The following is a 22458-nucleotide window of genomic DNA, read 5'->3' as shown; positions in this document are numbered from 1 at the left end:
CATTATCTATATTATAGTAAAGAACTATTAAAATTGATAGACAAATACTAGAAAAATAGAAAAAGGGCTATCCATGTGATAGCCCTTTTTATTATTATCTTTCTTCACCTGCTGTTTGTTGTGCATCAAACGTCCAATTTAATTGTAACTTATCGCCTTGGAATTGATTTTGATCTTTTCCATTATCAACGAACTCAAATTTCACTTTGAATTTATCAGATTTACCTGCTGAAATACCTTTTTCATCCCAGAACCAAGCCGATAAATCATTATCTACAGCTGTAAGTGTGTCACCTTTTAATTTATCTAAAGTAGTTTGTTTCACAATTGTCTCATGCTTATCTACATTTTTTAAGAATGTTACTTTAATATGTTTACCAAAATCATCTTTATTATCTTTCTTTACATCTTCTACATTATAATCTGTTTTCAGTAGAACCTTTTTAATATCTAAAGAACCTTTATTTTCTAGTTTAAATTCTTTTTCAATTGTATCCCCAGGTTTTAAATTCGATACGTTAACAACTGTTGATGGATTTAATGCTAAATCCAGTGTTCCAGCCGCAAATGTATTGTTTGACACTTCTTTATCACTGAAAAATGCAAATGTTCCTCCACCAACTAAAGCTGCTCCTAATACTGCTGATGTAATACCCATTCCTAATTTTTTCTTTAAAGTCATGTCCATATCCCCTTAATATATATTTGTTAACTTCCTAAACGGAAAGTATAACCAAACGAACTAGACGGATTGTTCTACTTTTTTATCTTTCTTTTCTCCGTCAATGCTACGAATAGCACCAAAAATAGAAATAGCGGAATAACCAAGCAAAAAGACTCCTGGAATAATAAGAAGCAATGCTGCTCCCGCTTTTGAATTCGCATAATTCAGTAAATAACCAACATACGGAACTGTAATATCTGCATACTTTCCAACTACATTTTCTGCAAGTACTGGCTCTAAATCTGGTCCGTTGTTGTTATCCCCTTTTGTTTCATACATTACTTTTCCATTTGTATCTTTCACACCGATAATACGGTGAGTGATAATTTTTTGATCTTTCTCTTTAAAGGTAATAACATCACCTTTTTGATATTTAGAACCATCTTTGTTTGGTTCTATTGCAATGATTGATCCTGTTAAAAACGTCGGCTCCATTGATCCTGAAAGAACGCTCTTAAATTGATATCCCATCACTGTCGGATCACCACCGCTTGCTTTTGAAGAAATAACTACAAAAGCTAAAAAAACCATCAATGCAAATAAAACAAATGAGATCGCGTTGCTAATTATCTTCCATATTAATTTCATCGTCTCTCTCCCTCTCCGTTGTTTTATATTATTTGAAGTATGCAATATCCACTTTGTTCTTTAACAAGAACACAAGTAAATGATATAACGAACTTTAAGTTATTGCAATAAGAAAATTTACAATTATTAGTTATTTAAAATATAGAAAAAAGACTGTGCCAAAATTTTACACAGTCTTTTTATTAGTAATTTATTTACCTTCTGATTTCATTCCTTTTGTATTTCGGCGCAACACTACATATAAAATTGCTCCAAATAATATAATCGCACCTATCCCAACACTTATTACTTTCACATTTGAGTCTTTTACTTCAGGCATAGTTGTATCTTTTTTAGGCATCGTAAAAGTGACATCTTCTGTTGAAAGAACATTTACCGTCGCAATTGTTTGATTATTTTTCGTAATATCAACTGCACCAACTACCTCACCACGATGTATTCCTTTATGATATAAAGATTCTTTATCTAATGAAGCCGCCCGGAAAATAGTTTTCACATTTTTCCCTTCATCTTTCTTAAGCATAAGCTCCGCACTTTGTTCCAACTCAGAATTAACATCTTTATTTAAATATGTTGTTTTTTGATGCCAATTATGTTTATCAAGCACCATTTGCTTCGTAAATTGACCGAAAGAATATTCCGCCATCTGCTTCAAATCTTCATAAATTTCAGGTCTTTGAGAAGCCATTACTACGCTTATAATACGATTTCCATCTTTCTCATTTAATAAAACAAGTGTATTACGTGCTTCATTCGTAAACCCTGTCTTACCGCCAATGCTATATGGATTTTCAAAAAAATTAGATTTATTAAAAATAGACACCGTCTGCCTAGACGTCGTAACTGTCGTTCTTTTCGTATTCATCGCTTGTAAAATTTCAGGATACTTTTGCACACCCTTCGTAATCATAGCCATATCATACGGCGTCGTATAATGGTTCGGATCATGCAATCCATTCGGTGTTACAAAGTGGCTATCTTTCGCTCCTAATTGCTTCGCTTTCTCATTCATCATATTAGCGAAATTCCCAACACTCCCGCCAATCCGCTCCGCAATCGCATACGACACATCATTCGCACTCAGCACCATTAAAATCATAAGCGCAGTATTTCTATTAATTGTCTCTCCAGGTTGAAACTCAATTTGATAATTACTCTTCTCTTGATCTAATGCTAATTGTGAAAATGTAAATTGATCCTCTGGCTTTGTATGCTCCATGAGTAAAATCGCTGTTAACACCTTCGTCGTACTAGCAGGATATGCTCGGTGATATGCGTTTTTATCATACAAAACATCTCCTGTTTTCGCATCAATTGTCGTTGCAAACTGACTAAAAACATTCGGTCCTTCCGCAGGTGGTGGTGCAACTTGTTCTGGATTTACTCCAATATTCGTCTCAGCACGCAATGTTATGGGCGTCAAAAAAAACGAACAAATAACTGTAATAAAAACCAAAAATTTCTTAAAATTTACCATATGACTCTCCCTTTTCCATTTACTCCTTAACAAAATAATAAATCTACCAATCATATGTAATTTGTATTATATTGGAAGAAATTTCACTATTTTTTACTATATCATACTTTTACGATAAAGAACATAAATATACAATAAAAATAAGAAGGAATTACTCTTTCTTATCCTTCTCATCAATCAACGAATCTATTAACTTTTGACTAGCTTCCTCGGGCGTAATCTCATCTGTTATTCCCATAAACGACCAACCTTTAGAATCAACCCACTCAACAAACTCTTGTAAAAATTCATCATGTGTAACATCCACATCAAGAATCGATCCATTAATCGAAATCGTTCTATTTTTAGACACGCGCATCTTGAACGTTTTTCTTACCATTACAACTTTTCTCCCTCTACTTCTGAATATTTATAAAGTGAAACTTTCATCAACCCTCACGAATCGGACTTTTACGGGCATTCCGACCCGAACCTAACTTCTTTACTTTTGCTGAATTTCGAGGTAAGGGATCTTACTGCCCGCAAATAGCGAGATAAAATAATCATGTATCTCTGTTATACATGATTTTCAGTAAATTGTAAAAAGGATATATTGGCCAATTTAAATAGCAAAAATAAAAATCTCTTACCTACGTAAACGTAATACGACATACAATCGCTCATAAATTATTAAATAAATCCATAAAAGTATACACTTTAAAACATAATTGAGTAAGCCATTCTAGTCTTTTGGAAGATATTATCTAAAATAGTATACTAAACGGATAAAGGATATTTGAATAAAGAAACTGAGGCCCTCTATTTAGCTGGATTCTTAAGTTGTAGACTTAAAGACTGATGCCTGAATTCATATTTAATTTCTATTTCTGTACATCATATCGTAAGAAAGAAGGTAGTACTGTGAAAACAACAGAAAATTTTACTGACAGGGCCGATATATATGCAAAATATCGCCCTAGTTATCCTAATGAATATATTGATTACTTGCTTTCAGCTAACCAACTGAAAGGGAATCGGATTGTGGCTGATATTGGTTCAGGTACGGGGATATTTAGCCACCAGCTGCTTGAAAGTGGTTTACATGTTATTGGAGTTGAGCCAAATGATGATATGAGAAAGATGGCTGAGCAATCATTAAAACTATATTCTCGTTTTCAATCCATAAAAGCAACTGCTGAAAATACCACTTTAAAAGAAAATAGTGTAGATTTAGTAACTGTTGCCCAAGCATTTCATTGGTTTGATAAAGAGGCTTTCAAAATCGAATGCCAACGAATTTTAAAACAAAAAGCAAATGTTGCACTTGTTTGGAATAGTAGAGATTTAACTAGTCCACTTATTAAAGAGAATGCAGAAATTTGCCAGAAAACCTGTCCAAACTTTAAAGGCTTTAGCGGTGGAATAGATGAAACTCCAGAAGTATTTAACAACTTTTTTAAAGATGGAAAGTATGATTTTAAAGAATATCAAAATGATTTACTTTTTGATTATGAAGGGTTTTTGGGAAGGAATTTATCAGCATCTTATGCTCCGAAAGAAAATGACGAACAGTATAAAAACTTTATTTTTCTCCTATCAGAGCTATTCGAAAAATACAGTAAAGATGGAAAAATTATTCTCCCGAATTTAACACGAAGCTATCTAGGCAATGTATAAACAGCCTGATACAAAGAGACATTGAACGGAATTAAAACAAGCTTAACCCCTCCCTGAATGTAGAACGAGGTTAGGCTTGTTTTGCATTTTACCACATCAAATTCAAATGACTTTCGTACAATAAAGTAGAATATATTAGAAAACACCTTAAACTGAGGAGGAACTCAATGGCGCGTTGTACGTATTGTAAAACGAAGTGGAAAGTAAAAGATGTATGGTCAATACTCGTGACATTTGAAAAAGATTGTCCGTATTGTTTTGGGAGGCAATATCTATCAAAGAAAACAGTGAACGCTATGCCAGAACTTATAAGCTTACCTTTACACTTCTTGTTCCCTTTTCTTGTTGATTTGAGTGATGAAGGTCCTTTGGATTGGTATCGGAAATAATATAACCTCTACATCCAAAGACTACTTTCTACTAAATTCGTTTCTCATCATTATCCCTTCATACATTACTCTCATAATCGCTTATACTTTCCCTTTTAAAGATCCCATAGCTCAACAGGAAGAGCGTCCCCTGAACAAATTTTATCAATTATGACTAAAAAAACAGTGATATATGTATACTGTTAAACATAAAAAATTAGCATTAGGTTCCAATTAAATATTAATTGAAACCCAACACTACTTGTATTCTGTAATTCAGAATACAAGTAGTGTTTTTTATTATGCATTTTTGCATACAGTATTGTTTTCTCTTGTAAATAGATAATAATGGTATATAATAAAACCAACGTTTTACCAATAAAAGGTAATAAAGAGTAGTGGGATAAGCAAATAACCAAAACGTATTAACAGATTTGTTCTATGTAAATCATGATACATATATGAAATCAAAACTATGAAATTTTATGTAGAGGTTAGATTACTACAAGATGAAAGATTCATAGCGAATACACTCGAGGAAAAAAGTGTTCGATTAGATTAATGTTATAAAACTACTTAATGTGATATCTATCGAACGAATTGAGAATATACTTAGGGGGAATTTCAAGTGAAGGCATTTGGTAAAGTATTATTAACAGGAGCTTTAGCTTTAGGCGGTTTAACAGCTATGAACATTGATACACCGAAGGCACATGCTGACGGAGCAAGCGAGTTCTGTCGTTATATTTGTGGTCCTAGCGAAACGTTGAATGGTTTCACAATTCAATTACACGCTACAGAGTACAGCTACGGCCAAAATATGATTGCAAAAATCACAAATGATAGAGCTGAAGATGTGCGCTATCGTGTAACTATTGAAAAGAAATGGACAAGTGGCTGGGGTTACTATGAAACTGACTTCAATTTTGGCTCCGAATTACCAGCTGGAACAAACGAAGAATTTTACAATACCACTGGTTGGGGTGGACAACTTTCAGAAAACGGGGAATATCGTTACAAAGTTGAAATTAAAAATGTTGACGGTTCTGTAGATACAATTTATACAGCTTCAATGACACTTACAGGAAGATAATTCATGAACAAGCTCCATTATTTATGATTGTATTTTTGATAATATCATTAATAATTGCGGTAATATTATTATTAAAATAAGCTCTTCGGAGCTTATTTTTTTATATAAAAATTGGAATAATAATATTCAGAAAATTACATCTTTACACTACTAAAGTTTGTTGCTATTATAGGAATACATCAAATGTTACAATATTCAACAGATTATACAAATCCTCCGATTACACGAATGAAATGAAAACACATTGCTGATGGTAACATTTATAGTTGGGATCCCGTAGCTCAGCAGGGAGAGCGCCACCTTGACAGGGTGGAGGTCGTGAGTTCGAGCCTCTCCGGGGTCATATAAAAAAGAGACACCATATCAACCTTCTACGTGATATAGTGTCTCTTTTCTATCTAATTCAATTACTTCCCACCAAACATCTTCTCCAAAGACTTTGCATTGGCAAACAATACTTCTTTCAAGTTATCGTCAGCAACGATTTTATAGTCACCATCTTTGTCTTTCTTTAAGTTCAAGGTAACTTCGCGAGTTGCCATTGCTGCATCTTTATCTGCTAAGTTTTTGATGATGGTTGAGGTCATTGTTTTTTCGATTGCTTTTTCAGATTGTTCTTTGTCTTCACTAAATGCGCTAGCGAAGGCCATTGGCATAACTTCTCCCACTGCTTTTGTTACAGCAACGGATAGATCAGCAGATGTAATTTTCACTTTCACTTCTGCTTTGTCATCCTTTTTCGATACTTCTTCTAGCTTTTCAAATTTAAAGTTCTTTGTAATTGCACTTAGCATTGCTTTTGCCTCAGCATCATCTGTTTTTTCATTTAGTTTATTAAATTCCTTGTCACTCTCAACAAATGTACGAGCTTTTTCTACATCACCTTTTTGTATCGCTGTTAAAAATTCTTCTGTAGTATCTTTCGGATTTGCACACCCTGCTAAAACACCTGCTGTTAATCCTACTACCATCATTAATAGCAATAATCTCTTTATCTTTTGCACGCTCATTCTCCTCTTATCTTTTCTAGTAAGTCAGCATCATACAATATTATGAAACTGACATTACAAACATTTTTTAGTATAGCATTTATATGATTCGTTTTCTATTAATTCCCAAAAGATAAAGGACCTTGCAGCATTCCTACAAGGTCCCTCTTCTATCAATCTGTATCCGTAGCACAAATGAACCACATTTTCTGTTCCCTACTATCTAACACCATCCAAGTAACATCCCACGCAACATCGTAAAACCAATCTGTCCAAGGGCGATAGCTTTCGAACACTTTAATATCTTCGTATCGATCTTGGAACATATATTGACATACATTGACTGCTAATTGTTTTGCGATAACTGGTCGTTCCTTAAACCCTTCATATGCTCCGCCCCACAAAATTTGCGCAGCAATGCTACCATCAAGCATAACTACCAGCTGCTCTTTAAAACGAAACTTATATTTGTCTGATGTATGTATTTTTAACTCTTCTAAGTTATTGATTATATCTAAAGAGTTGAAGATTCTTCTAAAGAAGTGCTCATGTCCATCTTTCGAATGTGGTATTTCTTTAAAAAAATTTTCGTTATGCACTTTAAAACAGCTTATTATTGCTCCACCAATTAAGTTTTGTTCCTTAAACGTGTTTATAAGTTGCTCAACAGATGAGTTATTCGTGTCTATTTTTTCAAACGTTCCTTCTTTCCATCTCATAACGCCCACTACTCTCTATTAAAAATTTGTTTCTTCATTATAAATAGCAAAATAAAAACCAGCAACTTTAAGGTTGCTGGCTTAGCTCTTATTCATATTCGAAAAAACAATAACAACTGCTCCAAACAAATAATGCCCTACTACCATCCACATACTCCAATCAAAAATCATAAGCAATAACCAAAGTGATATATTCATAGCAGCAAATAATAAATATAAAATCTCTCTTTTGTATCGCTCCTCTATTCATCAAAATGTAAACAGCACCGATAGGAGGAAAAAGACAAATATTTTTCTTAACACCCACGGATACGAAATTACTGTCTGCATATGAATCTCCTTTTCATCATAATACTTGCTTCAAAATCGGCCTCACTACCCTATATTTATCACTATAAGCTTCCTTTATGATTAAAGGCGGGTAATCACTTTTTTCTTCCTCAATCATTGTGAATACTTCTGTTTTCTCTTGTAATGTATTAGATTCTTTATTTTTAGTAGGTCTTTTACTTCGTTTGATTTTCTTTGTTACTTCGCCAAGTTTTTGCCCAACTTCTTCTATTTTGGCAGATTCATTCGTAACATAGTATTCTTGTTCGTCCCATACTAACATAGGTGGCACTTGTTCTCGTTTGTTACATATTATATAAGTAGTACTAGCTACAAGTAGTAGACAAGTTAATAAATAGAAGATAGTTTTTTTATTCATATACTACACTCCTTATCTATCATTTCATTGGATTGTATAATACAAGTCATTTATAGTAAATGGATTTAGTGGTAATTTTCGGGTTTAACAATAAAGAAAAAACCTTACCGAAGTAAGGTTCCGTTTTTACATTCTATAGTGACCGACTTATTAAAACAATCATTACAATAATCGCTATAAACATAACAACTAAACAGCCGATCATTTTATAAAATCCTCGTTTCGTTAACGTTCCGCCTTGAACGTCTTTACGAATAAATAAGAATACTGCTAAAAATAATACAAGCCCAATGCCAAAAGCATACATCATTTGCATATGTTAATCTTCCTTTCTCTCTTCCATCTTAATATCTTTTTGCCAAAACAACAAATGAGATAAAGACGGTACTCATCGTAAGTGCCATAAGTATATTCAATAATTCAGTAGCAGATAGTGTAAGTATTTTTAAGTTTAAGCTGATAGAGAAAAGAAGATAATATGCCGTTAACGCAAAAAAGCTGAAGAACATTCCTTTATAACGAATGAGTTTCATTCGCTCATCTTTTTCTTTAAATTGCGGGTGTAAGTAACTAAGGCAGAAACACATAACCATCATTGCAAGTAACGTATAAGTAGGACTTGGCGGTGCAGAATGCGTCATTATACCTGTTAATATCATAAATCCACTCATAAATAGAAAAATAATCCCCATAATTACAAAGTACTTTTGTGAATAATTCATCCCTATTCCACCTCTTCTTTTCCTTCATAAATAAATACATGTTCTATCGTTGTTTGAAATGTTTTTGCTATTTCAAAGGCTAGCGGAAGTGATGGATCGTATTTCCCTTTTTCAATTGAAATGATGGTTTGTCTGGAAACTCCAAGTTTCTCAGCCAACTTTTCTTGAGATAGTCCAAATTTTTTTCGGTATTCGACCATTTTATTTTCCAAGGAAATTTCTCCCTCCTTCCATATATCGAGTATATATGTAAAGTAAACTTTACGTCAAGGTTCCTTTACATTTATTCCAATCATTTTTCACTCTATTTATATAGAAGAAACTTGTTCGATTTGAGCACGTCTATTTTGTAATAAAACATGGAACACTGTATGTAATCGTTACTATATTTCCTCCTCACCTTTTTTAAAATTTAATATCTTCATATTTGTTTTATCCTTTTAAAATATTTCATTCTCTTCTTTATTAGATGAAATGTGTTATTGGTTTTACGGTGTTTTTCGTCATATTTATAGAAACTAACTGTTTATGGAGCATTTTTTATGTTTAGCAACTTTTTTTGTAGAAATCCTTCACTTTCCTTTCAATATTTAACACTATCTAAATAAAGTTTACGATAAATTCATAATTTTTTATTTTTTATACTATATTCCGTTATATTGTTGTATAATATCTATGAAAGCGCTTATTATTTCAATATACATAATTCAAACTAATTTTATCGAAACATTCTAACTATTATACCTATATTTAAATGCAACAATTATAGCTATTAGTATAGGCATACCAAATATATCCACCCCATTTTTCTGTAAAATTACTTTATAACATGAAAGATTAACTTGGGTGATAAGTTATTGTGAATGTTTTTTTACAAAACAGATAAGTAATAGTGTTTGGTATTATGTAAATTATTGTAATAACATAAGAGTAAAGAAAACATTTACATTGATTATTGATTCATTACTTATTGAAAAAGAGCAAAATGCACCTTTGTATGGAAAAGGATTATATGCATTGGGAGGTTTAAACAAATGACGAGGAAGAATACAACGACAAACCCTTGGGCCAAGTTCCACGGTCCGAACCTTGGTTATGTTATTGAACAGTATGATCTTTACGTAACTGGAGCAGGTTCTGTTGATCCGGAATTACAAGAGCTTTTTGAAATTTTTGGAGCTCCTTCGTTTCAAGATGATGTCGTAACAGGGGACAACACAGCAACACATTTTTCTCCTCAAAACACAGGTAACATTGAAAAAATTCTTAAAGTCGTTCAACTTGTTGAGCAGATTCGTTCTTTCGGGCACACGTTGGCTCACATCAACCCGATGGAAGATGCTGCAAATGGACAATCTCTTCTTGAGAAAGCATTGAACGAACTGAGCGATGCTGACTTGAAAGCGATTCCAGCGAAAACAGTATGGCCAGATGCACCAGAAGGTATTCACACTGCACTTGATGTAATTCATAGATTAAAAGACGTTTATACAAAATCTTTAGCTTATGAATTTTCTCATATACAAGATAGTGAAGAACGCGCGTGGTTGCATCAAATGGTGGAATCAAATTCATTGCGTCAACCACTATCAAATAAAAAACGAACTGCTCTTTTAAAACGTTTAACAGCTGTTGAAGGTTTCGAGCAATTCTTGCATAAAACATTCGTTGGGCAAAAACGTTTCTCTATCGAGGGCGTTGATATGCTTGTACCTGTTTTAGATGAAATTGTTCTAGAAGGTGCTAAAAACGGCGTTGAGGATGTCATGATTGGTATGGCTCACCGCGGTCGCCTAAGCGTACTTGCTCACGTATTAGAAAAACCATATAGCCACATGTTTGCTGAGTTCAAACATGCAAAAATAGAAGGCGCAGTGGCTAATTCTGGCTGGACTGGCGATGTGAAATACCACCTAGGTAGAGAACAAGTCGTTAGTAACGAAGAAGTTAGCACTCGCGTGACATTAGCAAATAACCCGAGTCATCTTGAGTTCGTGAATCCTGTAGTAGAAGGTTTCGCACGTGCTGCTCAAGAGAATCGTAAAAAATCTGGTCTTCCAGATCAAGATACTTCAAAATCATTCGTAATTTTAGTTCATGGTGATGCTGCATTCCCTGGTCAAGGTATTGTATCTGAGACACTCAACTTAAGCAGATTGGACGCGTATCAAACAGGCGGAACGATTCATGTTATCGCAAACAATGCAGTTGGTTTTACGACTGATAGCTATGATTCTCGTTCTACGAAATATTCTAGTGACCTTGCAAAAGGTTTCGATATTCCGATTGTTCACGTGAACGCTGATGATCCGGAAGCTTGTCTTGCAGCTGCTAACCTTGCGATTCAATATCGCATGTTGTTCAAAAAAGATTTCTTAATCGATTTAATTGGTTACCGCCGCTACGGTCATAACGAAATGGATGATCCAGCAGTTACGCAACCACAAGTGTACAAAAAAATTAAAAACCATCCAACTGTAAGGGCAATTTATGCAGATCAATTACAAGCTGCTGGTGTTCTAAATGCAGATGAGGTTGAAACAATTACACAGTTTACACAAGAGCAATTAAAATCCGACTATGCACAAGTACCACCAGCTGATACGAGCGACGCAACAATTCACGTTAAAGTACCAGATGTTGTTGCAAAAGGTATTCAACCAATTGATACTGGTGTTGAGATTGACTCACTTCGTGCAATTAATGAAGGTCTACTATCTTGGCCAGAAGGATTTAACGTATATCCGAAAGTGAAGAAAATTCTTGAGCGCCGTAAAGATGCTCTTGAAGAGAACGGTAAAATTGAATGGGCACTTGCTGAATCGTTAGCATTCGCTTCTATTTTACAAGAAGGTACGCCAATTCGTTTAACTGGTCAAGATTCACAGCGTGGTACATTCGCACACCGTCATATCGTATTACACGATACTGATACAAATGAAACATATTCACCGTTACATCGCTTACCAAACATTAATGCATCGTTCTCTGTTCATAACAGTCCGTTATCAGAGGCTGCTGTTGTTGGTTACGAATATGGTTATAACGTATTCGCTCCAGAAACTCTTGTTATGTGGGAAGCGCAATATGGTGACTTCTCAAATACTGCGCAAGCATTATTTGATCAATATGTTTCAGCTGGAAGAGCAAAATGGGGTCAAAAATCTGGCTTAGTTCTTCTATTACCACACGGTTATGAAGGTCAAGGACCAGAGCACTCTAGTGCACGTCCAGAGCGTTTCTTACAGTTAGCTGCTGAGAATAACTGGACAGTTGCAAACTTAACGAGCGCGGCTCAATACTTCCATATCCTGCGTCGTCAAGCATCTATCTTAGGAACAGAAGCTGTTCGACCATTAGTATTGATGACGCCGAAGAGTTTATTACGTCACCCACTTACGCTTTCAACTGCTAGTCAGTTAAGCGAAGGACGTTTCCAACCTGCTTTAGAACAAGAAAACCTTGGCATGGAACCAAATAAAGTAAAACGTCTTGTTTTAAGCACAGGTAAAATGGCGATTGACTTAGCAGCAGAAATCGAGTCGGGTAAACATGAGTACAACTTAGACGAAGTTCATGTCGTTCGTATTGAGCAATTGTACCCATTCCCTGCTGAGAAAGTTCAATCTATTATTAAACGCTTTAAAAACTTAGAAGAAATCATTTGGGTTCAAGAAGAACCTCGTAATATGGGCGCATGGCATTACATGGCTCCAATTCTGTTCGAACTTGCTGGAGATAAAGTGAAAACAGGCTACATTGGACGTCCTGATCGCTCTAGTCCATCTGGCGGCGATCCATTCGCTCACAAAGCTGAGCAAGAGCTAATTGTTGCACATGCTTTAGATGTGAAGTATAACTTCCGTCAAGATAAACAAGAAATTGAAGTTTACAGCAACTAAAAAGTAACAATGAAGGTTTCTAGCTTGTTCCTTGGGCAGAATATCTGCCCAAGGCCAGGCTAACAAATGGAGATTACCGAAGACAAAAGAAGAAAAAACACACCGTTAGGCAAATAAGGGGAGGACATTTAAAATGATCGAAATTAAAGTACCTGAGCTTGCAGAATCTATTACTGAAGGAACTATTTCACAATGGCTTATCAACGTAGGCGACAAAGTTGAGAAAGGTGGCAGCGTTGTTGAGCTTGAAACTGATAAAGTCAATGTAGAAATCATTGCAGAAGATTCAGGTATTGTATCGAAGTTACTAGGCGAACCTGGGGATACAGTTGAAGTTGGCGCAACTATCGCAATTTTAGATGCTAATGGAGCACCAGTTGCAGTAAGTACACCTGCACCGGCTGCTGAGCAACCAAAACAAGAAACAGCTGAAGCACCGAAAGCTGCGGCACCAAGTGCTGAGCAAACTACAACACTACAAGGGTTACCAAATACAAACCGTCCTATCGCATCACCAGCTGCTAGAAAGATGGCTCGTGAATTAGGAATCGACTTAAACGACGTACGTAGTACAGATCCACTTGGACGCGTGAGACCACATGATGTACAAGCTCATGCTGCAGCACCAAAAGAAGCACCAGCTGCTCCAAAGAGTCCAGCTCCTGCTCCAGTTGCAAAAACGGAATTCGAAAAACCAGTTGAGCGCGTGAAAATGTCCCGCCGCCGTCAAACAATTGCAAAACGTCTTGTAGAAGTTCAACAAACATCTGCAATGTTAACAACATTTAACGAAGTTGATATGAGTGCGATCATGGAATTACGTAAAGAACGCAAAGATGCTTTCGAGAAAAAACATGATGTACGTCTTGGCTTCATGTCATTCTTCACAAAAGCAGTTGTTGCAGCATTAAAACAATTCCCATTATTAAATGCTGAAATTCAAGGTGACGAGCTTATCATTAAAAAATTCTATGATATCGGTATTGCAGTAGCAGCTCCAGATGGATTAGTTGTTCCAGTTGTACGCGATGCTAACCAATTAAACTTCGCTGAAATCGAAAGCGAAATTCGTGAATTAGGTAAAAAAGCACGCGATAACAAACTTTCATTAAAAGAACTACAAGGTGGTACATTTACAATTACAAACGGTGGTGTATTCGGTTCTCTAATGTCAACACCGATCCTAAATAGCCCTCAAGTTGGTATTTTAGGAATGCATAAAATCCAAGTACGCCCAGTTGCAATTGATAACGAGCGTATGGAAAACCGCCCAATGATGTACATTGCTTTATCTTACGATCACCGTATTGTTGATGGTAAAGAAGCAGTTAGCTTCCTTGTTGCTGTTAAAGATATGCTTGAAGATCCAAAGTCATTATTATTAGAAGGTTGATAGATTAAAAATCTATTAAAGGCTGTAGAATGATTCATTCTACAGCCTTTTTTATTGTGTTCATACGGGACAAATTTCATGACATAAGGTAATAATGTATGCCTAAACGTAAGGAGGATTAAAATGAATAACCTTCCAATTCATGCAAAACTTAAAGTAAATAAGGATACTTTCTTCCTCCCCGATTCAAACGGGGGTGTCTATTTTCGAAATAACGCCAGTTCATTTCGCATGGACGGTGATGGAATTTATGACTGGATTGAAAAATTAATGCCAATGTTTAACGGGAATTATTCTTTAGCAGAAATAACCGATGGCCTCCCTCTCCCCTATCAAAACCGTGTATTTGAAATTGGAGAGATTTTATATGAAAATGGTTTCGTGCGTGATGCAAATCAAGATGCACCTCATGAATTAAACAGTACATTACTCGACAGATATGCTTCGCAAATTGAATTTTTAGAAGCCGATTCTCATTCAGGTGCTTTAAAATTCGAAACGTACCGCGGAGCAAATGTCCTTGTACTTGGTTCTGGGGATATGCTCACTTCCTTAGTTTCTTCTTTATTAGAATCTGGTTTACCTACATTTCATTACCTCGTTACAGATCGAGATGAAACAAACTATGACAGAATACATGAGCTAATAGAACGTGCATATGAAGTTGATAACAGTGTACTCCTTCAAGAAATCGATACTACAATTGACCGTCCCTTACATGAAGTATTCGAACCTTTTGATTGGATTTTATATGTTTCTCAAAATGGAGACATTGACGGTTTAAAAACAGTTCACACTATTTGTAGAGAAACGAAAAAGAATTTTATACCAGCTATTTGTTTATCAACACTCGGTATAGCTGGACCTGTCGTAATGGAAAATCGTGATGAATGCTGGGAATCCGCATGGCATCGGCTACATGAAACGACTTTGCAAAATGAAAATTCATCGGATTCCTTCTCACAAATTACATCTGCCATGTTAGCAAATGTAATCGTTTTTGAATTGTTTAAACATGTCGCGGATGATTCTTATCGTGAAAAAGAAGCACAATTCTTTTTATTAAACTATGAAACACTTGAAGGAACGTGGCATCCTTTTATAAAACACCCTCTTGCAACTGATGAAAGTTTTACAATTGATACGATAGAAAATCTTTCTGAAAAACTTGAGCATCGGTATGGCCAACATACTTCAACTGATATATTCCGCTTTTTCGACTCATTAACTTCTAAAGAAGCCGGTATATTCCATGTATGGGATGAACAAGATTCATATCAATTACCGTTATCACAGTGCTATATTCAAGTAGCCACTCCACTATCAGATGGCCCAGCTCCCCTTCTGCCTCTTATGACTTGCAGTGGATTGACTCATAATGAAGCACGCCGAGAAGCCGGTTTAACAGGAATTGAAACATATGTAGCAGAAATCATTCACCGCCTTATTCCTGAACATAACGATATCGGTATCGGTGCTGGAGAAACGATGACAGAAGGATTTTACCGGGCACTACAACAACATTTAAACAATAAACTGTATGAGCGGCAGTCACATATGCTAGAAGAACTTACAACGATTGATTTAACTGATATTCACGATAAACATTGTAGATTTTATTACGATGCTCTTGCTACAATTCATGAAACACCTAAAATTGCAATGAGTGAAGAGATTCTCAGTTTTCCAGTCATTTGGGTTGGTATAAATGATAGATGGTACGGTGCATCTAATATTAATATGACGTTAGCCTTACGGAACGCACTACAACTATCACTGCTCCACATTCAAAGTGAAGAGACTCCTTACAGAGCTAATATCTTGCCTGAATCATCTATTATTTTATATGACACGGATTCTTTTAGAGTGGAAATACAAGCGGAAGAAGAAATTCCAAGTGTGCAATCTTTACAGCTTGCCTTACAGCATTTAGAAGAACATAATTTTTATCCCTTCGTGTTTGATTTAGCAATCGAACCATTTTTGAAAGAAAACTTAGACGGTGTGTATGGGGTATTAATTGCAAAGGAGGACGGTCTATGACTCAAAATATATTGCTTATAGGAGATGGCCTTCTTGCAGACTATGTACATGATCAATTATGCAAACAATATTCCATCATTCGTCAGCATACCCTTCCAGAAGTACTTCCTGAAAATATTCATCTCGCTCTCGTATTACATGACGGATCTCCTTCTACTATTCATCATGACGCTGAGCTAATTTTTCGGTCAAATCATATTCCATGGCTACGTGGTTTTACTTCATTTGGCGAAGGTATTATCGGTCCTTACGTTCATCCTCTTACGCCCGGATGTTCCCATTGTTCTGATGGACGCCGTTTTATCGCTGGCTTTGACCAAAAAGAAATGTGGGAACTACAGCGGAAATATGCCTTTAAAGCAGATGATGTAACGAGGCGTGATGTACGTGCCACCCAAAATGGAATGTTACAAATGTGCCATCTTATTTGCGCAGAAACAGAAAAAATATTAACTCATAACCATTCTTCTTTAGAAAATGAACTTATTTTACTAAACTTACAAACATTACAATGTACGCGGCATTCTTTTCTTCCAGATCCTCTCTGTCCTGTATGTAGTAATTTACCTAATGATACTGCGGATGCGGCGGAAATTTCTTTACAACCGAGTTTAAAAGTAAGCACCGAAACGTATCGCTGCCGTTCCATTCATGAATTAAACACATTTTTAACGAGAGACTATTTAGATTATCGGGTCGGTATGTTGAACGGCAAAATGCAGCATTCATTATTACCATTCGCTGACGTCATTATAAACATGCCATTAATGTTCGGAAATGAAGGTGTTGCAGGCCGAACTCATTCATTTGCAGTGAGTGAAGCAACTGCTATTTTAGAAGGTTTAGAACGATATTGCGGGATGTCGCCTCGCGGGAAAAAGACAAATGTGCATGGTAGTTTTCATGATTTAGAAGAACACGCACTAAATCCCCTCTCGCTCGGTGTACATACAAATGAACATTACAATCGTGATAATTTTCCATTTAAACCGTTTGATCCTGATTATGAGCAAAACTGGGTATGGGGATATTCTTTATCACAAAACAGACCGCTTTTAGTTCCTGAATCAATTGCTTATTATAGCCTCGGTCATCGAGACGCTTTCGTATATGAAACATCAAATGGATGTGCAATTGGCGGTAGTTTAGAAGAAGCGATTTTTCACGGCATTTTAGAAATTGTAGAGCGTGATGCCTTCTTACTCACTTGGTATGCAGAATTACCTCTTCCCCGCCTTGATCTGAGTTCAGCAAATGATACAGAATTACAATTAATGATTCAGCGGTTACGTACGATTACCGGATATGAATTACACGCTTTTAACGCGACGATGGAACACGGCATCCCTAGCTTATGGGTAATTGCAAAAAATACGCGTGAAAATGGAATGAACGTTGTTTGTGCAGGAGGCGCTCATTTAGATCCTATTCGAGCTTTAAAAAGTGCCATTCAAGAAATAGCAGGCATGTTACTTATAACAGACGATGAGCTCGAGCACAAAAGAGAATACTACGAAAAGTGCTTACAAGATCCTTATTTCGTTAATAAAATGGAAGACCATAGTATGCTGTACGGATTGAAAGAAACGGAAGAACGTCTTCACTTCCTTTTACGAGAAGATGCACCGGTGCAAACGTTCCAAGAAATAAATGTATCACAATCATTTGATATGGATTTAACATCCGATCTCCACCAACTTTTAAATCGTTTGCATCAATCTGACCTTGAAGTAATCGTTGTAGATCAAACCGTTCCCCTTATAGAAAAGAACGGACTACACTGTGTAAAAGTTATTATTCCAGGTATGTTACCGATGACGTTCGGACACCATCTTACTCGGGTTACAGGACTGGACCGGATATATACCGTACCGATGACACTTGGATATACAGACGAACCTTTAACAAATGAAAGATTAAATCCACATCCACATCCGTTTCCATAGTAAAGGAGGGATTTCATGCAGCTAAATACTTTTTTACATCATCTCCATTTCTCTATCGATGAAATTATGCCGAATCATGAGGTGGACTGGAAAGACGCACCGCTTCCTTATAAATTATATCGAAATGTACCTACCATCCCGCTCTCCTTAGAAATCCCGTTATCTTTATCGAACTCTTCTACTACACCTACTCTAAATGAGATTGGTCACTACCTTTGGTATTCATTTGGTGTAACACAATTATGTCAGCTAAATAGCGAGAGAAATGTATTACGTAGATCCATTCCTTCAGGCGGTGCTTTATATCCGAATGAATTGTATATCTATTTAAAGATTGACGATTATCCAGACGGCATTTACCATTATGACGCCGCGCATCACCGGCTTATTTTACTTCGCGAAGGAAATTTCGATTCTTATTTAGCAGACGCACTCGGTAATCGCTGTAATATACAGGATTGTTTCGGTGCCGCATTCGTATCCACTATGTTTTGGAAAAACTTCTTTAAATACAATAACTTTTCATATCGCCTTCAAGGATTAGATAGCGGGGTTCTCATTGGACAATTACTTGAATGTGCCAAACAGTTCGGTTATACGAACGGCGTATACTTTCAATTTCTAGACCGTGCACTGAACCATTTACTCGGATTGTCAGAAGGTGAAGAAAGTGTGTATGCCGTTATTCCTTTAAGTACAGAGCCAGAAACTAATTGGTTTCACAATGATTACCATGAAAATAAAACAGTTACTTCTCATGAGTTGTTGCAACAAATTCCGCCGCTCGCACATGAACATTTCGTTCGCTCAAAACATGTAGATGAATATCCGATGATAACAAAAATAAATGAAGCTTCTATGATCGAATCGACAGCACACTTCCAAACACTAGCTCATGAAGAGCACTATCAATATCATGAGCATGCTGTACAACTGCCGAAAGTAGAGCGTTTATCTTATGATTTCTTGCAACTTTGCAGAAAACGGTATTCCCCTGATGCTGACTTTACTTTAACGAAATGGGATGCAGCCGAGCTCGCTACTTTACTACAAGAAGCGACCCTCTCCCTCCCTTATTCCAACGACCTTGATGGTAAGTATATAAATGAAAATGCGCGCGTCTCATTATATGGATGTTTCTATAATGTAAAAGATATAAAAAACGGCGCTTACACTTATAACAGTAAAACGCATTCCATACAACCACTTCGATATGGGGACCTTCGTTATCCTCTTCAATCTAGTATGACGATGGATAACGTAAACCTTTTTCAAGTATCACTTTGCCTACATGTAGTCGGAAAGAAAGATTATTATACAAATGCATTAGGCTATAGAGGGTACCGTATTCATCAAATGGAAGCAGGTATACTTGTTCATAAACTCGTTTTTGCAGCGACCGCGATGGGGATGGGCGGGCATCCGTTACTAAGTTTTGATACAAATTCATGTGATCAATTGTACGGTATTGATGCTGGGAATGAAACATCTCTTATTCAAGTTCCAGTTGGGGCATATCGGGCGCGGAATTGGTTAAAAGGGGCTTTGCATAGTTAAAAGCACGCCGATGGACGGCGTGCTTTTTTACTAGATTAACTTAAAAATACTCTTAATTTGTCTAGCAAATAACCAATTTTTCGTACCGTAGTTATCATTTAAACTATCTAAATTGATAGATTGTCCGTTAGCAAACTTTAATTCTAACGTAGTATTTTTGTCATTTGTTTTTAAGTTACTATTTGTAATGGCATCATACTTTAATTTTTCAATCTCAACATATTCGTCTTTTTCTTGTCCAATCACGACATGGTCTTGGAAGAAGAAAAATACTTCTACTTTTTTACCGAAACAAAATACATTTTTCGTATAAATTAATGTCGCGTTATCAAGTCCGACACATACTTCTTTCATTTCTTCCACAACGTGTCCAAAGTCTTCTTCATGTCTTGCATTTGATTCAGCAATCCATTCTTCGATTGTTTTCATGTTAATTGCCATACTGCGCCCCCTGGTTCGTTCATTGCTTCGTTTAAAAAATAAATACTATATGAAAATATAAGCGATACGTAATATGTTTTCAAGGGGAAACGGTATATTCAAAATAAAGTGAAACTTTATTTACTCCCTCATTGTAAAAAAAATAGCACTTTAAAAAGTGCTATTCTGCTCTCCTTGCCGCTTGCTGAATTGGATCCCAAACGCTGTTATATGGTGGGGCATAACTTAAGTCGACATCTTCTAAATCGTGAATGCTCATTTTATTGAAGAGTGCCATTGCGATTACATCAATCCGTTTATCTACACCTTCTTCTCCAATTACTTGTCCGCCTAATAATTGTTTCGTGTCAGAACGGTATAGTAATTTCAAGTAAAGTGGTTTTGCATTTGGATAATAGCCCGCCATATTAGTCGAATCTACTTTGACTGTTTTATACGGGATGTGTAGCCCTTTCGCTTCTTTTTCATTTAATCCTGTTCTTGCAAGCGTCAAATCCATAAATTTAATAATACCTGTACCTAACGTACCTTTAAAGGCTCTTCGTTTATCAAGCATATTCAGTCCAGCAAGTCGCCCTTGTTTATTGGCAGTCGTTCCGAGCGGGATATGATCATGAATTTCCTTTATAACGTGGTAATGTGTTGCGCAATCACCAGCTGCATATACGTCTTGCACATTCGTTTGCATATATGCATTTACTTCAATTGCCCCTTTATGATTCTTACGTATATTTGTCCCTTCAAGAAAATCAGTATTTGGCTTCACTCCTACCGACACTAAAACAAGATCTGCTTTATACGTACCTTTATCCGTTTCAATTGCTTCTACTCGTTCATTCCCTTTAAACGCTTTTACATTTTCATTCGTTAAAATTTCAATATGATGCTTATCTGCTTCTTTATGTATGTACTCTGCCATATCTGCATCGTAAATCGTACCGATATGATCATTTCGCTCAATCATTCTTACTTTCTTACCAAGTTCGACGAATGTTTCTGCCATCTCAAGTCCGATTGCGCCACCGCCAATAATCGTTACATCTTCAACTTTATTCGTTTCTAGCGTTTTTAATATGCGCTCAGCATCAGGAATTGTTTTTAAAAGATGAACGCCTTGTAATTCCCGTCCTTCCCATTCTGGCATAACAGGACGCACTCCAGTCGCAATTAATAATCGATCGTACGGAAATTCAAAGACATCTTTCGTCTTCGTATGCTCTGCGTACACCATTTTCTTTTCCGTATCTACTTTCGTTACTTCATGACGCACTTTCGCATCAATTCCATATTTCTCACGAAACGTCTTTACGTTACGCGCGATTAACTTTTCAGTTGAAGCGATAGCACCACTAATGACATACGGTAATCCACACTGAGCGTATGAATAAATTTCACCTTTTTCTAAAGTTACAACATTTGCATTTTCATCGTTTCTAACAATTTGCATCGCTGCACTCATACCAGCTGCATCTCCGCCAATAATGACATAGTTCACTTTACCACTCCTTCTTTTTTACATACTCTTTACGTTTTCCATATTTTATAGAAATAACACCTACTTCCATTGTAAAGAAAGAGAATTTCATCTTCAAATTTTGTGCACAAACCTATGCTTGAATAGGTAACTGTCGTGTCTTATAAACAATATGTTTAATATGCTATAACAGTAACAATTGAAAGTAGGTGAAACATACATGTGCGCCGGCCTTCTCGCTCAAACTCCAGAGGAACCGAAAGAACCAAAACCCGCCTTGTCGCTTGATCAAGAATTCTCTATTAACGCAACCATCTATAGTGCTCGTGCTTGGTTATCTAATGATGAGACTTTCCCACAAACGATTTGGAAAGGCTCTCGCTTCGCTTCAGCATCACACGCTGGCAAGTCCATCTTACCAATCGGCACTGTAAAAATTTTGAACTTATCTGATGATACAATAACAGTTACTGCATCATCAGAATCAGATGATAATCTCAAAATAGTCGTACCCCCTCATTCTGAAGGTGTTTTAACATCTAATGGTTTATCTGATGTGCAAGCAAGTACATCAGGAGGAGCAAGTAAAGTCACATTTCTCTTTCATATCTTTTTCTCAAGGGATCCTGGTTCAGATAAAAAACCATAAAAAGGTAC

Annotated in this window: 21 protein-coding genes, 1 tRNA gene and 1 pseudogene; 10 read left to right on the top strand and 13 right to left on the bottom strand. The window is 36.1% G+C overall.

Annotated elements, in window-relative coordinates; genetic code table 11:
* Nucleotides 1-94 precede the first annotated feature (94 nt).
* The 4 genes from DN401_RS26890 to DN401_RS26875 form a co-directional block, all read right to left on the bottom strand.
* The gene (locus tag DN401_RS26890; protein ID WP_000172852.1) at nucleotides 95-682 is read right to left on the bottom strand and encodes a CalY family protein; all 588 of its coding nucleotides are present in this window, start codon (nucleotides 680-682) and stop codon (nucleotides 95-97) included.
* Nucleotides 683-742: 60 nt separating this feature from the next.
* Nucleotides 743-1312 carry a signal peptidase I SipW gene (sipW, locus tag DN401_RS26885; protein WP_000767792.1) on the bottom strand — a complete coding sequence of 190 codons (570 nt, stop codon included), beginning with the start codon at nucleotides 1310-1312 and terminating at the stop codon, nucleotides 743-745.
* Nucleotides 1313-1502: 190 nt separating this feature from the next.
* Entirely contained in the window at nucleotides 1503-2789 is a 1287-nt protein-coding gene (locus DN401_RS26880) for a D-alanyl-D-alanine carboxypeptidase family protein (RefSeq protein ID WP_100654923.1), read from the bottom strand.
* A 151-nt stretch (nucleotides 2790-2940) separates the two neighbouring features.
* Nucleotides 2941-3168 carry a hypothetical protein gene (locus tag DN401_RS26875; RefSeq protein WP_000251856.1) on the bottom strand — a complete coding sequence of 76 codons (228 nt, stop codon included), beginning with the start codon at nucleotides 3166-3168 and terminating at the stop codon, nucleotides 2941-2943.
* A gap of 521 nt (nucleotides 3169-3689) precedes the next feature.
* On the opposite strand from DN401_RS26875, the gene DN401_RS26870 reads away from it, so the two are divergent.
* The 4 genes from DN401_RS26870 (at nucleotide 3690) to DN401_RS26855 (ending at nucleotide 6249) form a co-directional block, all read left to right on the top strand.
* On the top strand, nucleotides 3690-4445 hold the full coding sequence (locus DN401_RS26870; RefSeq protein ID WP_000858661.1) for a class I SAM-dependent methyltransferase: 756 nt from the start codon (nucleotides 3690-3692) through the stop codon (nucleotides 4443-4445).
* Nucleotides 4446-4612: 167 nt separating this feature from the next.
* A complete protein-coding gene (locus tag DN401_RS26865; RefSeq protein WP_000090221.1) occupies nucleotides 4613-4834 on the top strand; it encodes a hypothetical protein in 222 nt (73 codons plus the stop codon).
* 607 nt (nucleotides 4835-5441) lie between these two features.
* Nucleotides 5442-5906: a hypothetical protein gene (locus DN401_RS26860; protein WP_033695726.1), complete on the top strand. Its 465-nt coding sequence runs from the start codon at nucleotides 5442-5444 to the stop codon at nucleotides 5904-5906.
* A gap of 270 nt (nucleotides 5907-6176) precedes the next feature.
* A tRNA-Val gene (locus tag DN401_RS26855) sits at nucleotides 6177-6249 on the top strand.
* Between the two features lie 64 nt (nucleotides 6250-6313).
* Here the strand turns inward: DN401_RS26855 and DN401_RS26850 are convergent.
* The 7 genes and pseudogenes from DN401_RS26850 to DN401_RS26825 all read right to left on the bottom strand — a co-directional run bounded on the left by DN401_RS26850 (nucleotide 6314) and on the right by DN401_RS26825 (nucleotide 9257).
* Nucleotides 6314-6910, bottom strand: a complete 597-nt coding sequence (locus tag DN401_RS26850) for a DUF4878 domain-containing protein (protein ID WP_121868128.1) — start codon at nucleotides 6908-6910, stop codon at nucleotides 6314-6316.
* 158 nt (nucleotides 6911-7068) lie between these two features.
* Entirely contained in the window at nucleotides 7069-7614 is a 546-nt protein-coding gene (locus tag DN401_RS26845) for a hypothetical protein (RefSeq protein WP_127063876.1), read from the bottom strand.
* 81 nt (nucleotides 7615-7695) lie between these two features.
* Nucleotides 7696-7944 (bottom strand): annotated as a pseudogene (locus DN401_RS30370) (hypothetical protein).
* 16 nt (nucleotides 7945-7960) lie between these two features.
* Entirely contained in the window at nucleotides 7961-8323 is a 363-nt protein-coding gene (locus DN401_RS26840) for a hypothetical protein (protein WP_127063875.1), read from the bottom strand.
* A gap of 133 nt (nucleotides 8324-8456) precedes the next feature.
* The gene (locus tag DN401_RS26835; RefSeq protein WP_001178303.1) at nucleotides 8457-8639 is read right to left on the bottom strand and encodes a DUF3976 domain-containing protein; all 183 of its coding nucleotides are present in this window, start codon (nucleotides 8637-8639) and stop codon (nucleotides 8457-8459) included.
* A 28-nt stretch (nucleotides 8640-8667) separates the two neighbouring features.
* Complete coding sequence (locus DN401_RS26830; protein ID WP_001109913.1) at nucleotides 8668-9045, bottom strand: hypothetical protein; 378 nt, start codon at nucleotides 9043-9045, stop codon at nucleotides 8668-8670.
* A 2-nt stretch (nucleotides 9046-9047) separates the two neighbouring features.
* The gene (locus tag DN401_RS26825) at nucleotides 9048-9257 is read right to left on the bottom strand and encodes a helix-turn-helix transcriptional regulator (protein ID WP_000428509.1); all 210 of its coding nucleotides are present in this window, start codon (nucleotides 9255-9257) and stop codon (nucleotides 9048-9050) included.
* 822 nt (nucleotides 9258-10079) lie between these two features.
* Between DN401_RS26825 and odhA the strand changes: the two genes are divergently transcribed.
* The 5 genes from odhA (at nucleotide 10080) to DN401_RS26800 (ending at nucleotide 19886) form a co-directional block, all read left to right on the top strand.
* Nucleotides 10080-12947 carry a 2-oxoglutarate dehydrogenase E1 component gene (gene odhA / locus DN401_RS26820; protein WP_149288056.1) on the top strand — a complete coding sequence of 956 codons (2868 nt, stop codon included), beginning with the start codon at nucleotides 10080-10082 and terminating at the stop codon, nucleotides 12945-12947.
* Nucleotides 12948-13080: 133 nt separating this feature from the next.
* Nucleotides 13081-14340: a 2-oxoglutarate dehydrogenase complex dihydrolipoyllysine-residue succinyltransferase gene (odhB, locus tag DN401_RS26815; protein ID WP_000569900.1), complete on the top strand. Its 1260-nt coding sequence runs from the start codon at nucleotides 13081-13083 to the stop codon at nucleotides 14338-14340.
* Nucleotides 14341-14463: 123 nt separating this feature from the next.
* Nucleotides 14464-16383 carry a putative thiazole-containing bacteriocin maturation protein gene (locus tag DN401_RS26810; RefSeq protein WP_001061553.1) on the top strand — a complete coding sequence of 640 codons (1920 nt, stop codon included), beginning with the start codon at nucleotides 14464-14466 and terminating at the stop codon, nucleotides 16381-16383.
* The gene (locus DN401_RS26805; RefSeq protein ID WP_127063874.1) at nucleotides 16380-18329 is read left to right on the top strand and encodes a TOMM precursor leader peptide-binding protein; all 1950 of its coding nucleotides are present in this window, start codon (nucleotides 16380-16382) and stop codon (nucleotides 18327-18329) included. Before DN401_RS26810 ends, DN401_RS26805 begins: the two co-directional genes overlap by 4 nt.
* 15 nt (nucleotides 18330-18344) lie before the next feature.
* The gene (locus DN401_RS26800; RefSeq protein ID WP_001176760.1) at nucleotides 18345-19886 is read left to right on the top strand and encodes a SagB family peptide dehydrogenase; all 1542 of its coding nucleotides are present in this window, start codon (nucleotides 18345-18347) and stop codon (nucleotides 19884-19886) included.
* Between the two features lie 30 nt (nucleotides 19887-19916).
* Here the strand turns inward: DN401_RS26800 and DN401_RS26795 are convergent, their stop codons facing one another.
* Both DN401_RS26795 and DN401_RS26790 read right to left on the bottom strand, forming a co-directional pair.
* Nucleotides 19917-20327 carry a DUF3908 family protein gene (locus DN401_RS26795; RefSeq protein ID WP_000996782.1) on the bottom strand — a complete coding sequence of 137 codons (411 nt, stop codon included), beginning with the start codon at nucleotides 20325-20327 and terminating at the stop codon, nucleotides 19917-19919.
* A 160-nt stretch (nucleotides 20328-20487) separates the two neighbouring features.
* Nucleotides 20488-21822 (bottom strand): CoA-disulfide reductase, encoded by a 1335-nt coding sequence (locus DN401_RS26790; RefSeq protein WP_001110229.1) that lies wholly within the window; start codon nucleotides 21820-21822, stop codon nucleotides 20488-20490.
* A gap of 199 nt (nucleotides 21823-22021) precedes the next feature.
* Between DN401_RS26790 and DN401_RS26785 the strand changes: the two genes are divergently transcribed.
* Nucleotides 22022-22450, top strand: a complete 429-nt coding sequence (locus tag DN401_RS26785) for a hypothetical protein (protein ID WP_000332414.1) — start codon at nucleotides 22022-22024, stop codon at nucleotides 22448-22450.
* Nucleotides 22451-22458 lie beyond the last annotated feature (8 nt).

The organism is Bacillus sp. BF2-3 (genome assembly GCF_008368795.1).
GTDB classification, from domain to species: domain Bacteria; phylum Bacillota; class Bacilli; order Bacillales; family Bacillaceae_G; genus Bacillus_A; species Bacillus_A cereus.
Note: the sequence above shows the minus strand (reverse complement) of the source record. Positions and strands in the feature narration are given on the sequence as shown.